The sequence below is a fragment of the Bacillus cereus group sp. BfR-BA-01441 genome, assembly GCF_022663075.1.
Classification (GTDB): Bacteria; Bacillota; Bacilli; order Bacillales; family Bacillaceae_G; genus Bacillus_A; species Bacillus_A cereus.
Genome location: NZ_JAKUEU010000116.1, coordinates 1 through 11,803 on the forward strand (window position 1 = coordinate 1; position 11,803 = coordinate 11,803).

Genomic DNA, 11,803 nt, shown 5'->3' on the forward strand with positions numbered 1-11,803 from the left:
TACAGCCTGTTTTCTTTTTTTTAATTTCCCCATACCTATCCCACTAAGAAAAGAAACTACCCCAAAATAAAAATTCTACATTTTTGTTTTGGGGCACTATACTATACCAAAGTTAATAAATATGGCTAGCTCTTCTTATTTAATAAGACAGATCATTTTTTTGTTACGATAACATCATACCTATGTCTTCTGCTGCATTTGTAATTAGTTTTAAACCAAATGTTTCTTGTAATACATCAAGCACGCCAGGTGAAATAAATTCAGGAGCCTTTGGACCGATGCGAATATCTTGAATTCCAAGACTAAATAGCCCGAGTAAAATGGCAACCGCTTTTTGTTCAAACCATGATAGCACAATACTTACTGGCAATTCATTCACTTCACATTGGAAAGCATCAGCTAATGCAGCTGCTATTTTCACTGTAGAAATGGAATTATTACATTGTCCTAAGTCGATGTAGCGCGGAATCTCGGTACCAGGTACAACACCGTAATCCACATCATTAAAGCGGAATTTCCCGCAAGAAGTTGTTAAAATAACTGTTTCTGGCGGAAGTGACGTTGCTAATTCACGATAATATTCTCCGCCTTTTCCCGGTGCATCACAACCGGCGATAACAAAGAAACGCTTTATCTTCCCCTCTTTTACTGCATTAATAATTTCCGGAGCTAATGATAATACTGTATTATGATGAAACCCTGTTACTAACTGTTCATCCGACTCCATATGTACTTCTGAAAGTTCTAGTGCTTTTTGAATCAATGGTGTAAAATCATCATTTTCAATTTTTTGTACACCCTCTAAACCTGCAATGTCATATGAAAAGAATCGATCAGAGTATGATCCTTTAATTGGCATAACACAGTTCGTTGTAGCTAATATGGCACCAGTAAATTTTTCAAAAAGGCGTCTTTGATCATACCATGCCTTACCGATGTTTCCTTTTAAATGTTTATATTTTTTCAGTTGCGGGTATCCGTGTGCTGGTAGCATTTCAGAATGCGTATAAATATTAATGTCTTTTCCTTCTGTTTGCTTTAATAGTTCTTCTAATGCAAATAAATTATGGCCCGTAACTACAATTGCTTTACCTTCTACACGATTTTGTGTAATTTGTACAGGCTCTGGCACACCAAAATGATTCGTATGTGCCTCATCCAATAACTCCATCACCCGTAAAGCTGATTTCCCAACTTTCATAGCCATATCAATATGCTCTTGTTCGTTAAAGTTAGAATTTGTTAATGTCATATATAAAGCTTCTTGTGTTGTAGCATCTACAAATGCATCCGTATACCCTAGCTGAGCAGCATGTGTGCGATAAGCTGCAATTCCTTTTAGCCCAAACACAATCGTATCTTGTAAACTCGCAATCGTTTCATTCTTGCCACAAACACCCATTACTTTACATCCGCCTGTTGGCGTTTGTTCACATTGATAACAAAACATATCATCCCACCCTCTCCCAATCATTCATTACACCTTAAGCATAATACCCATTGAAAAAAAGTGATGTGATATCAATCACAATAATATATAAAGATTTGTGACAGTTCATATTGTTGACATAATACTTTTATTGACATCCAAAAAATATACATTAGTGTGCACACATCTTTCGATACTTTTAAATAGCTAAATAATTAATTTGGAGAAATATATACAACGAAAAAATTTTTTTGAATCCCTTATACAAATAATTGCAATTCATCTCATATGAAAATAGCGTATTTTTTATTTTAAGGAACTATCATTTTTTTATTAAAGCCTTCATTGTAAACCTCTTTATTTACAATACATTTACACTATCTTAACATTACTTACATTATTTATATGATATATTTATATAGAAGCTACTTAAGAAATTTCATATACATTTTATCTTTATGATCTCTAATCTAATCAATAAAAAGATCATGTTATATTTTTATAACAGGGGTGAATTACGATGACTGAAACTTTAAAAACACTTATAATGCTTGATGCTACTTACGTTGTTATTGCAATTATGACAGTACTAGTATTTGTATACTTGGAATTAAAATCTCAGTAATATATGCTGACGTAATCGACAGATTCAGCATTTAAATATAGTTAGAAGAAAGAAAGGAGAAAATTATTTCTCCTTTCTTTTGTATTTCTACAATTTCTTATTTTAATAAATCCAATGTATGTAAAAGTAATCCCTTGTCTCCTACTTCTCCATGACCAGGTACTACCGAATTTATATTTCCATATCGCTTCAGCACATTCTCAATCGATGTAGACCATTCATTTACATACGCATCCGCAACATTTCCTAAATCTTTAGCTTCCGCAGATTTTACTAAACAGCCTCCAGCTAAAATTTGATATTGTGGCAACCAAACAACAATATTCTCTTCTGTATGTCCTTTCCCTGGATAGAACGTTTCTACTTTTGTATTGCCAAACTTCAAACTCATAATTGTTTGTAAATCTCCAAGCGGCTCTTCATATCCACTGTTCTTTGCTAGTTCTGCGGTTAATGCTGTACTATGCGCTTTAATGCCTCTTTCTTTCAACGCTGTTATTCCGCCAATTCGATTAGCGTGCGCATGTGTAATAATGACATCTGTTACGCGCTTCTGAAATTTCTTTTCTACCATTTCTATTAGTTCCTTCGTTAATTTGTTATCCCAAGAAGAATCAACAAGTACTAGCCCTTTAGAAGTATTAAGAACTAGACCGTTCGAAGGAACTGCTTCTCCATTAAAATAACCTAACTCCGTATGAACCCATACATTCTTGTTTAACTGAGATATTGAAATAGTTCCCGTCTCATTTTTGATTACTATTTGCTCTACCTTGTGTGATGCTTGTACAGAAGAAATCGTGCTAACAAATTGAGTTGTTCCTAGTAAACTTACACATAATCCTACTTTTAACAACGTATTCTTTTTCATGTTATCAACCCTTTCTTTCAAGCTAAATAGTTATTACCTATATTAGACAATTTATCTCAAATGTTTGTTCCATCTTCATTTGCATACTTTTATGTAATTAACAAAAAAGCGTACAAAATTTTGTACGCTTTAAAACTTAATCTTCCATTCCATAATTCTCAAACTCTTCCTCATTCCCATAAAATACATTCAAATCAATATACTTTTCTTTTCCATTATAACCGCTTAATCTCCCGCGGTTCGTGTATTGCCAAAACGTCCATTTTCTCTCATCAGATAAACTCGGTTTTGTAAGAACACTACGAATCCATATATCACATTTTGGATACGCATCCTTTATATATAAATCATACGCCTCTTGCGTTGCATACAATATTACTTTCTTATCGTAATGTTTTTCTAGCATTTCAATCATGACCGCCAACTCTTTCGTAACATCTTCACGCTTAGGCGGATTATCTTTTTTGTTAGCGTAAAACTCAACATCAATCACGGGTGGCAGTGCTTGTTTATATTTTGGAACAGTTCGTATAAATTGCTCTGCTTGTGTTTCACCCTTACTATCGAAACTAAAAAAATGATACGCTCCGATGCGCATATCTGTCTTATTCGCATTCCTCCAATTTTTCGAAAAGTACTCATCCACAAACGAACTTCCTTCAGTCGCCTTTATAAACGCAAACTTCATATTTTGCTTTTCCAACTCTCTCCAATCTATATCCCCTTGATACGACGCAACATCTACACCTTTTATTTCATACTTATCCGCACTTATTTGATTCGGAATGAATATACCCTGAAAAACTAAGTAAGCGACAACACTCATTACACTAATTAAGGTAAAGATTCCTCCTATAAAAAGCTTCCTTTTCACTCGTATCCCCCTTCTTTACACATTAATATTCCACTTACCATTCACGTTTTTTATTTATCCTCATTTTTTCTTCAAATGCCTTCTCCAAATCAATTTCTAACTTATTTGCTAAATCACATACATTCCAAATGACATCAAACATTTCTAAACCAATCTCTCTTTTCGAATCTTGTATTTTATCACGCTTTAATATAACTTCTGCTAATTCACCTAATTCCGCCATCGTATATATCGTACGCTCTTCAATTGTTGTATCTTGAAATCCTTTTTCTTTACTGAAATTTGATACATACCTCTGAAACTCCACAATATTCATACTTAATCTCCCCTCATTACCAATACTCCATTTTTCTATTACACTTAAAACCAAAATTATATTTTGTTAAATTATAACATTCGGACTATAATTTATTTATAGCCCATTAACGGAGGTGTTTGCAATGACTCTCTTCGCTTCACCAACATTATTTATAGTAGCAATCATTTCATTTGCACTAGCTTATTTCATCGGAGTAAAGCAGTACACTTGGCTCTTATCAGGATTCAACGAACGCCGCGTACCTGATAAAGTGAAACTATCAAAAATAGTAGGTCTTTATAATTTAATTGCTGGTGTCATTGCGACAATCGGCAGTGTCTTCACTACGCCTAATGTCACAATCGTTATTCCTATCACTCTAATTGGACACTTTATAATCGCGGCTTATGTAAATACACGCATGGTGCAGTGAAAAAGATCACCCAAATGGATGATCTTTTTTATAATTTATCAACATATTGCTTCGCTTGTGGTAAGGAAAAACCAAAAGCTTCTCTTACTCTCTTAACTGCTGTAATTTTTTTGCCTTCTTCTACAAGCTGGCGTAGTTCTTTATTAATTTCAGGTTCTCTTTCTATAATTCCCATTTCTTTCGTAATTAATTGTAATCTATCTTCAATTCTCTTTAAACGCGCATCATTTTTCTTTTCAATTGTAGTTAATTTTTCAGCGATATAAATGAAACCAAAGGCTACTATCAGTATAACCATCCAGAATTCCATGAATGTTCCCCCTTACTAACTTTCATTTGCTTTATTCCACTAACTTATGTAAATTTTACCACAATACACATTTAATGTATAATATCACTATATCAAACTGTTAATAAAACCTATTATTTTAAGGGGACACTTTATGAAAAGATTTTTAAATACGTTACTTCAATTTGTAGTTCTTTCAATCGTGCTACATTTGTTATTTGATATAGTTGGTTGGCTTGTTTTCAATGCACCAATTAAAAACAAACAAATCATCATTTCTTTAATAACAATCTCATGGGTTATGTACATGTACCGAGACAAATTTTTTCAAAAGTTCACTTCAAACTAACTAAAAAAGAAAACACTTCATTGGTGAATGACGAAGTGTTTTCTTTTTTTTACTACTGTATAATAAAAATACTATTCTGTCTTTAAAGAAAGGAGTCACCATGAACTTAAAAAGTAGCAATATATACGAGAAAATGAACCAATATTCCGTTGCAGGTTTAAGCCTCGCTGTTATATGTAATGGCAAACTAGATGAAGCGACTGCCTTTGGAACACTTGAAGCTGGAACAACTAGAGCTGTTACTACAAATTCTCTCTTTAATTCTTGTTCTATCAGCAAATTCATCACTACAATGCTCGTACTAATGTTATCAGATCAAGAAATCTTGCATTTAGACGAAGACGTAAATGATAAACTCACATCTTGGAACATTCCTACTAATCTATTTACTTCACAAAAAAGCATCACTTTGAGAAACTTATTAAGCCATCAATCTGGACTCATTGATCCACCTAATAGTTTTGAACATTATACACCTGCAAAAGGCTTACCTAATATGTCTGAGCTCCTTTCCGGTAAAACACTATATTGCCCCGTACCTATAGAGGTAACTTATAAACCAGAAAGTGAATTTCACTACTCAGACGCAAACTTTTGTATAATCGAACTACTACTAGAAGATATTACAGGAAGATCATTTAGTCAGTTATTAGAAGAACACATCTTCCAGCCATTACAAATGAAAAATAGTACACTTTTTTCTCCAAAAGACATAGATAAAACCGATGTTTTTGCTTGCGGACATAATAAAGATAGAACTGTAACAAATGAGAAGTATCCATTTTATCCATTCGCAGCTGCTTCAGGTATTTGGACAACACCAACTGACTTATCAGCTTTAGTTATTGAAATCATTCATTCCTTACAAGGAAAGGGCAAACTAAAACTTTCTCAAAAATTAGTAATAGACATGATTTCTCCTCAAGGTTGCTCAAAATGGACTGGATTAGGTGTTTTTCTAGATGATTCTAATGAAGAATTACAGATTTATTCACTCGGATGGGGCGTTGGATTTCAATGTATGATGGTTTGTTATCCATACTGCGGGAATGGTGCTGTTATTATGACTAATTCCGATTTAGGTGTTCATCAAATGGAAGGGATCATTGGTGAGGTTGTAAAAACGTTATCCTTATAATGAAAATAAAGAAGCTGTTCCTTCCAGCTTCTTTATCTATATAACATTTTTCGCAACAATTTTTATATGTTCTGGTGCGATAATCTCCGTTATACTTTCTTGGAAATCTTCCCGCAACATTTCTTCCAAATGTTCTAACTGCACTTCAACATGAGTGCATTCTAAATTATGTATATTTAACAGTGCATAATGATCTTTTTTCTTAATTACTAAATATTGATTTTCCTCTGTCACAAGTACAGAACCTAATCGGACTCCTAGTAAGCGTTGATCATCAAACTTCATAATTACTTCTCCTTCCCTCATATAAACAAAATTACAATGAAAATAATTACATTTATGGAAAAACACGCTTATTTAGACTATATCATAATTTACTAAAATAGAAATATCTTTTTCTGTTTTAATAAAAATCCCTATTTTTTCATATATTTCGATACAAAAAACTTTCTCAACATTAAATTTGAATTTTCAGTTTTTAATTCTATGAAAATCTATTATAATAAAGTTAATAAATGTTTGACCTCTCCTAATTCATGTACATATGGATGATCAGTAGTTATTGCTACTGATCTATTTTTTTGATTTCAGAAAGTACATACTCTGCATCCTTTCCTACACCACAAATAAGTGCGGAACCCCTTTGAGATTGCCATGGTAAACCGATATAATACAATCCTTTTACTGGACTGATTCCCTTTATATGATTAGGAAATCCTTTCTCATTCACTGCCTGTTCAATTTCAATCCAATTATAATTTTGAACAAAACCAGTTGACCATATAATGCTTTCTGCACTATAAGTATCACCATTCTGAAACATAATGTTATTTCCTGATGCACTTACTACTTTTTCTTGCAGTTTGATTGCTCCATTACGAATAAGTTTCTTACCTTCAAAACCGAAAATAGGGTCCTTTCTCTTCTGAAACCATCTTCCCCTCTTTGTATTTATTTCAGCGTACAATAAACCCACTTTTTCTAGCAGATTAAAAATACTTTTTCCAAAAAGTTGTAACGGTAAAAACGTTAAAGGATGACTAATAGACACCGTAACTTCATGAGTCTTTGCCAGTTCTACTGCAATTTGCATTCCTGAATTCCCACCACCTACTACTAGTACTTTTCCCTTAGGAATTTGTGATGGTGATTTATATTGTGATGAATGTATTTGAAAAATATGTGATGATAGATTTGCTGAAACTGAGGGAATAAACGGCTGCTGAAAAGCACCTGTTGCGATAATAACTTTTTTCGTTTGTAAAATTTCTGTAGGAGTATGTAATTCAAATATTTCTTTTTCTTTCTTTATTTTTAGAACTTCCGTTTGTAATTGTACCGGTAATTGAAAATGTCTTGCATATTCTTCTAAATAAGTTGCAATTTCATCTTTATATGGAAATTCATTTTTTTCACCTATTAACGCCATACCCGGCAAGCTACTGTAAGACCTTGGGGTAAAAAGCTGCAAAGAATCATATCGATTTCTCCATGAATCACCAACTCGTTTTCCTGCCTCAAGTAATAAAAAATTATACCCTTCTTGCTTCAAGTAATATCCCATTGTTAATCCAGCTTGACCCGCCCCAATAATAATTAGATCTTTCATTCTAATCCCTCCTCTTCTTAAACGTATGAATACTTGTTCATATATTCATACGTTTCCATAATCATAACATTTTCTTTTTATATGATTCAATATCTACTCAAAATAAAAAAGAACAGTTCACTGCTCTATGAACTACTCTTCATTCCATTTCTACAATTTTTCCTCGTATAGTGTAATTCTATTTGAAAACGGATCAATTACAGTTAATTCAATTGTACCCCAAGGTGTTTTTTCTATATTCGGCTTCGAATAAGCATATTCTTTACTTAATACTACAGAATGATAATCCTTTACATCATCTATTTTGATCCGAATCGCACCACCTGGTGAGGCATCACCATGATGTTCTGATAAATGTATCACAGCATCCTGTAACGAAATTTGCAAATATAATGGCATATTTTCCTCATACCGATGTTCCCAATCCAGTTTAAATCCTAAAAAACCTAAGTAAAATAGTTTTGCTTTTTCAATATCAAAAATTCTAAATATAGGTGTTATCATTTATACTCTCCTCCTATTTATAAACATCTGCTGCCAATTCTCTCAAAACTTCCACGTTTACTACTTCAAAACAACCATCATTCTTCTTTATTATCTCTTTATCACAAAAAACATTTAATGTGCGCAACAAATGCCGATAGCTCGTTCCTAACAATTCCGCTGTTTCCGTTAAATTCCCACTAAATACAATTCTATTTCCGTGCTGTACTGCCCGTTCTCCTGCTGCTAACATGTAACTCGCAAGTCTATTTTCAAGAGGATATAGTAAATTAATTGTACTATTTTTTGAAAGCCGATTTAACTTATGCGCTAACGATCCGCAAATACATCGTAAAAATTTCGCATCATTAAATAGTTGATTTCTCACTTTCCCTAAAGGCAAACCAACACAATATGAATCTGCCATCACTTGTACGTTTGAAGTTGTCTTTTGAGAATGAATTAACTCCACATCTCCTAACAGCTGCAAGCTATCATAAAAGCATAATAATACAGATTTCCCGTTACTTAATGTATTAAACGCTTTCGCTTTTCCTTCAACGAAGAAAAATAAATAATCTATCTCTTCATTTTCTCTACAAATAAACTCATTCTTTTTAAAAAATATAAGTTCCATATATGGCTTCATATCATGACTAAAAAATGAATCAATATTATTTTTCTTCATATACTCTGCTAATTTAATAGAATTACATACTTTCTTCATAGTTCCCCACCTTTACAACTCATCCCCATTGTAATCAAAATTTTCTTCTTCCACTATGACATATGTCATAACAATACACAATTTCAGCATGATACAGTCATTACAAATATGAAATACAAAGGGGATATTACATTGTATAACTTTCTTTCTGTCTTTATTGGTGTGCTCATCGCCGTTATGCTTCCATTGAATGGAATTTTATCCGAGTTAATTGGGAAGTATACAGCAAGTGTTGTCATTCACCTTGTCGGTTTAATTGCAGTTATTTTCGTTTTAATCATAAACAAACATAAAATCCATTTTGATAAAAGTATTCCACTTTTTTTATATAGTGCTGGAGCGATTGGAGTATTCACTGTTCTTTTTAACAATATAAGTTTCTCCGTCCTTGGTGCCTCTATTACGATCGCATTAAGTTTACTCGGTCAATCCATTGCTTCCATCGTTATTGATCATTTCGGTTTATTAGGAATGAAAGTTGCAAAGTTTGAAAGGAAAAAACTAGTTGGATTATGTTTCATCTCTTCTGGAATTATAATCATGACAATTTATTAATGGGGGCAAGAAAATGTTATATATTACGATCGCTATTTTAGCTGGTGTTTCTATCGTCGTTGCTAGAATTATTAACGCGAATTTAGCAAAGAAAATTGGCAATTGGGAAGGCACGTTTTTTAATTATATTACTGGCTTATTTTTCTCTATGTTATTTTTAATGTTCAGTTCAGATTCATTGTATATTCCAATGCATACGTTACAGTCCATTCCTATCGCTGTATATTTAGGCGGATTAGTAGGCGTTATCGTTATTTCATTATCCAACTATATTACTCCTAAAATATCAGCCTTTTATTTAACATTACTCATCTTTATCGGACAATTATTTGCGGGGACTATTATTGATTTCTTCCTGACAAATGAACTCTCAATCGGGAAAGTTATCGGTGGCATTTTCGTATTAATTGGGCTCACTTACAATTTACTCATAGATCGCCCGATAAAAACTGTGAAGCATAACCAAGTTCAACTATAATACTTTACGCTTACCTATCATATATTAATAGAAAAGCTCTTCACACGAAGTAATAGAGAGGAGAAAATCCTATTAAAAAAATTATTTTATTGCTAGGTAGCGTATTAATTATTTCTGGAATTGCATGGTTTATAAACTCGGGAAAATCTATTCAAGATCTCTATACTGCAAATAAACCGAAAAAGAAAGCTACTATTATTTCAAGCTCGCGAGATCCAAATGAGCCCCCTGTTTTTTTAGGAAAACAGGAAATAAAAGATATACATGTCGAATCAATTAAAACAAAACAGGATATCTTTCTCACAAAAACAGATGAATTAAAAACGTTTATTAACAGTATGAATACCGCAAAAAAAGGTAAATTAACATTAGATGAAGAAGGATCAGACTTAATAGATTGTGATATGTGGATTACTTTCGAGGATGGAACTTATAAAAAATATTTCATATGGGTAGTTGATCATCACAGTAGCGAAGTGATGATTGCTCAGCAAGATACTCCTGATGATGTAAAACTTACGTACTATCAGTTAAACGAAGATAGTTCAAAAAAAGTTTATAATTTATTTAAAAAAATTATTTAAACGAAAAAGTCATGAGCACGCGAACTCATGACTTTTTGCACTATATATACTCCGGGAACACTCTACAACCCTTTTCCTGCTCTATATCATGACCAAAGAAAACAATCGATTTCTCTTTTGTCACAACTTCTTTTAAGCGTTTGATTGAAGATAAAGCTAATTCTGGATCAAATCCTGCGAACGGCACTTCATCTTCAAAATTCTCTTTCGTGTACGATGCATCAATTGTTAATAAAACTGAACCGGATTGCTCCGTCTCAATGAATAACGACTGATGGCCTGGAGAATGACCTGGCGTATACAATAATTGAACACCTGGTACCACTTCATAATCCCCTTCAATAATTTTGTAGTTCAAATGCGGTAATATACATTCTTTCATATATTCTTCTCTATGAAGTGCTGCCTCATATTCCGCTCGCTGCACAATAATCGGTGTATTTGTAAAAGCACCGTTTCCTCCTGCATGATCAAAATGTAAGTGAGAACTAATAATATATAAAAGGTCGTCCGGCTCATACCCTACACGCTTTAATATATTCACGATTCTATCTTCTTCAGTCATTTTCGGTAAAATCTGTCCTTCAACAAATGTACCGTTAAAAATCCCTTCATTATTAACTGCACTTTCTGGCATACCTGTATCTACTAAAATAGGCCCCTCTTCTGTCTCCAAAAGATAACACCATACAGGTAAGTTCAATAAATTCCCCGGCGCGAGTGTACTATTAACAGAAGAATGATCTAACATACAACGACCTGCTGGGATGAAATAAAGCTTCTTTACTGTCATTATGTATCCACCTTTACATTTAGTTTGGGATAAAGTAATACAATAAAAAATTCTTCTTTTTAGAAATAAACTCCTTCTAGACTATCAGTACAGCTTACATAACAATGAAACATTAACACCGATTAACGCTGAAAACTTAAAGAAAGCACATGCACTACTTGAAAGCGGGCACACCATTGGGAAAATCGTATTAGAGAGATTTTAATCATGATAGTGACAGATAGTATGTGAAACTATATTAACGATTTTTCGAATATATCTATCATAA

The 11,803-nt window shown here is 33.0% G+C and carries 16 protein-coding genes; 6 read left to right on the forward strand and 10 right to left on the reverse strand.

Annotation, left to right across the window (positions count from 1 at the left end; translation table 11 throughout):
- Window positions 1-163 precede the first annotated feature (163 nt).
- The 4 genes from hcp to MR107_RS27210 all read right to left on the reverse strand — a co-directional run bounded on the left by hcp (window position 164) and on the right by MR107_RS27210 (window position 4,115).
- A complete protein-coding gene (gene hcp / locus MR107_RS27195; RefSeq protein WP_144465784.1) occupies window positions 164-1,450 on the reverse strand; it encodes a hydroxylamine reductase in 1,287 nt (428 codons plus the stop codon).
- A 701-nt stretch (window positions 1,451-2,151) separates the two neighbouring features.
- Window positions 2,152-2,925, reverse strand: coding sequence for a BcII family subclass B1 metallo-beta-lactamase (gene bla2 / locus MR107_RS27200; protein WP_242292952.1), 774 nt, complete (start codon window positions 2,923-2,925; stop codon window positions 2,152-2,154).
- 136 nt (window positions 2,926-3,061) lie between these two features.
- A complete protein-coding gene (locus MR107_RS27205) occupies window positions 3,062-3,799 on the reverse strand; it encodes a glycoside hydrolase family 25 protein (RefSeq protein WP_078401460.1) in 738 nt (245 codons plus the stop codon).
- A gap of 34 nt (window positions 3,800-3,833) precedes the next feature.
- Window positions 3,834-4,115 carry a MazG nucleotide pyrophosphohydrolase domain-containing protein gene (locus MR107_RS27210; protein WP_001028130.1) on the reverse strand — a complete coding sequence of 94 codons (282 nt, stop codon included), beginning with the start codon at window positions 4,113-4,115 and terminating at the stop codon, window positions 3,834-3,836.
- Between the two features lie 124 nt (window positions 4,116-4,239).
- Here MR107_RS27210 and MR107_RS27215 point away from each other — a divergent pair, with 124 nt between their 5' ends.
- The gene (locus MR107_RS27215; protein ID WP_000171773.1) at window positions 4,240-4,530 is read left to right on the forward strand and encodes a DUF3784 domain-containing protein; all 291 of its coding nucleotides are present in this window, start codon (window positions 4,240-4,242) and stop codon (window positions 4,528-4,530) included.
- Window positions 4,531-4,558: 28 nt separating this feature from the next.
- On the opposite strand, the gene MR107_RS27220 is transcribed toward MR107_RS27215, so the two are convergent.
- The gene (locus MR107_RS27220; protein ID WP_242292953.1) at window positions 4,559-4,840 is read right to left on the reverse strand and encodes a hypothetical protein; all 282 of its coding nucleotides are present in this window, start codon (window positions 4,838-4,840) and stop codon (window positions 4,559-4,561) included.
- A gap of 133 nt (window positions 4,841-4,973) precedes the next feature.
- On the opposite strand from MR107_RS27220, the gene MR107_RS27225 reads away from it, so the two are divergent.
- Window positions 4,974-5,168: a hypothetical protein gene (locus tag MR107_RS27225; RefSeq protein ID WP_000819660.1), complete on the forward strand. Its 195-nt coding sequence runs from the start codon at window positions 4,974-4,976 to the stop codon at window positions 5,166-5,168.
- Window positions 5,169-5,268: 100 nt separating this feature from the next.
- A complete protein-coding gene (locus MR107_RS27230) occupies window positions 5,269-6,306 on the forward strand; it encodes a serine hydrolase domain-containing protein (protein WP_065229140.1) in 1,038 nt (345 codons plus the stop codon).
- Between the two features lie 36 nt (window positions 6,307-6,342).
- Here MR107_RS27230 and MR107_RS27235 read toward each other — a convergent pair whose 3' ends face one another.
- From MR107_RS27235 to yeiL, 4 genes are all read right to left on the reverse strand, one after another.
- On the reverse strand, window positions 6,343-6,591 hold the full coding sequence (locus tag MR107_RS27235) for a hypothetical protein (protein ID WP_000666948.1): 249 nt from the start codon (window positions 6,589-6,591) through the stop codon (window positions 6,343-6,345).
- A 280-nt stretch (window positions 6,592-6,871) separates the two neighbouring features.
- The gene (locus tag MR107_RS27240; RefSeq protein WP_242292954.1) at window positions 6,872-7,915 is read right to left on the reverse strand and encodes a flavin-containing monooxygenase; all 1,044 of its coding nucleotides are present in this window, start codon (window positions 7,913-7,915) and stop codon (window positions 6,872-6,874) included.
- A gap of 150 nt (window positions 7,916-8,065) precedes the next feature.
- Entirely contained in the window at window positions 8,066-8,419 is a 354-nt protein-coding gene (locus tag MR107_RS27245; RefSeq protein WP_000632406.1) for a glyoxalase superfamily protein, read from the reverse strand.
- A gap of 13 nt (window positions 8,420-8,432) precedes the next feature.
- Window positions 8,433-9,125 carry a transcriptional regulator YeiL gene (yeiL, locus tag MR107_RS27250; protein WP_075678090.1) on the reverse strand — a complete coding sequence of 231 codons (693 nt, stop codon included), beginning with the start codon at window positions 9,123-9,125 and terminating at the stop codon, window positions 8,433-8,435.
- A gap of 108 nt (window positions 9,126-9,233) precedes the next feature.
- Here yeiL and MR107_RS27255 point away from each other — a divergent pair, with 108 nt between their 5' ends.
- From MR107_RS27255 to MR107_RS27265, 3 genes are all read left to right on the forward strand, one after another.
- Complete coding sequence (locus tag MR107_RS27255) at window positions 9,234-9,680, forward strand: DMT family transporter (protein ID WP_140161671.1); 447 nt, start codon at window positions 9,234-9,236, stop codon at window positions 9,678-9,680.
- 13 nt (window positions 9,681-9,693) lie between these two features.
- Window positions 9,694-10,158: a DMT family transporter gene (locus MR107_RS27260; RefSeq protein WP_086401982.1), complete on the forward strand. Its 465-nt coding sequence runs from the start codon at window positions 9,694-9,696 to the stop codon at window positions 10,156-10,158.
- Window positions 10,159-10,247: 89 nt separating this feature from the next.
- Window positions 10,248-10,742 carry a hypothetical protein gene (locus MR107_RS27265; RefSeq protein ID WP_000901700.1) on the forward strand — a complete coding sequence of 165 codons (495 nt, stop codon included), beginning with the start codon at window positions 10,248-10,250 and terminating at the stop codon, window positions 10,740-10,742.
- A 40-nt stretch (window positions 10,743-10,782) separates the two neighbouring features.
- Here MR107_RS27265 and aiiA read toward each other — a convergent pair whose 3' ends face one another.
- A complete protein-coding gene (aiiA, locus tag MR107_RS27270) occupies window positions 10,783-11,535 on the reverse strand; it encodes a quorum-quenching N-acyl homoserine lactonase AiiA (protein ID WP_226368961.1) in 753 nt (250 codons plus the stop codon).
- Window positions 11,536-11,803: the final 268 nt, after the last annotated feature.

What these genes read in the sequence shown, in the direction of transcription:
- hcp (WP_144465784.1), bottom strand. Translation starts at nt 1,450, where the DNA reads ATGTTTTGTTATCAATGTGAACAAACGCCAACAGGCGGATGTAAAGTA.
- bla2 (WP_242292952.1), bottom strand. Translation starts at nt 2,925, where the DNA reads ATGAAAAAGAATACGTTGTTAAAAGTAGGATTATGTGTAAGTTTACTA.
- MR107_RS27210 (WP_001028130.1), bottom strand. Translation starts at nt 4,115, where the DNA reads ATGAATATTGTGGAGTTTCAGAGGTATGTATCAAATTTCAGTAAAGAA.
- MR107_RS27215 (WP_000171773.1), top strand. Translation starts at nt 4,240, where the DNA reads ATGACTCTCTTCGCTTCACCAACATTATTTATAGTAGCAATCATTTCA.
- MR107_RS27220 (WP_242292953.1), bottom strand. Translation starts at nt 4,840, where the DNA reads ATGGAATTCTGGATGGTTATACTGATAGTAGCCTTTGGTTTCATTTAT.
- MR107_RS27225 (WP_000819660.1), top strand. Translation starts at nt 4,974, where the DNA reads ATGAAAAGATTTTTAAATACGTTACTTCAATTTGTAGTTCTTTCAATC.
- MR107_RS27230 (WP_065229140.1), top strand. Translation starts at nt 5,269, where the DNA reads ATGAACTTAAAAAGTAGCAATATATACGAGAAAATGAACCAATATTCC.
- MR107_RS27235 (WP_000666948.1), bottom strand. Translation starts at nt 6,591, where the DNA reads ATGAAGTTTGATGATCAACGCTTACTAGGAGTCCGATTAGGTTCTGTA.
- MR107_RS27240 (WP_242292954.1), bottom strand. Translation starts at nt 7,915, where the DNA reads ATGAAAGATCTAATTATTATTGGGGCGGGTCAAGCTGGATTAACAATG.
- MR107_RS27245 (WP_000632406.1), bottom strand. Translation starts at nt 8,419, where the DNA reads ATGATAACACCTATATTTAGAATTTTTGATATTGAAAAAGCAAAACTA.
- yeiL (WP_075678090.1), bottom strand. Translation starts at nt 9,125, where the DNA reads ATGAAGAAAGTATGTAATTCTATTAAATTAGCAGAGTATATGAAGAAA.
- MR107_RS27255 (WP_140161671.1), top strand. Translation starts at nt 9,234, where the DNA reads ATGAAATACAAAGGGGATATTACATTGTATAACTTTCTTTCTGTCTTT.
- MR107_RS27260 (WP_086401982.1), top strand. Translation starts at nt 9,694, where the DNA reads ATGTTATATATTACGATCGCTATTTTAGCTGGTGTTTCTATCGTCGTT.
- aiiA (WP_226368961.1), bottom strand. Translation starts at nt 11,535, where the DNA reads ATGACAGTAAAGAAGCTTTATTTCATCCCAGCAGGTCGTTGTATGTTA.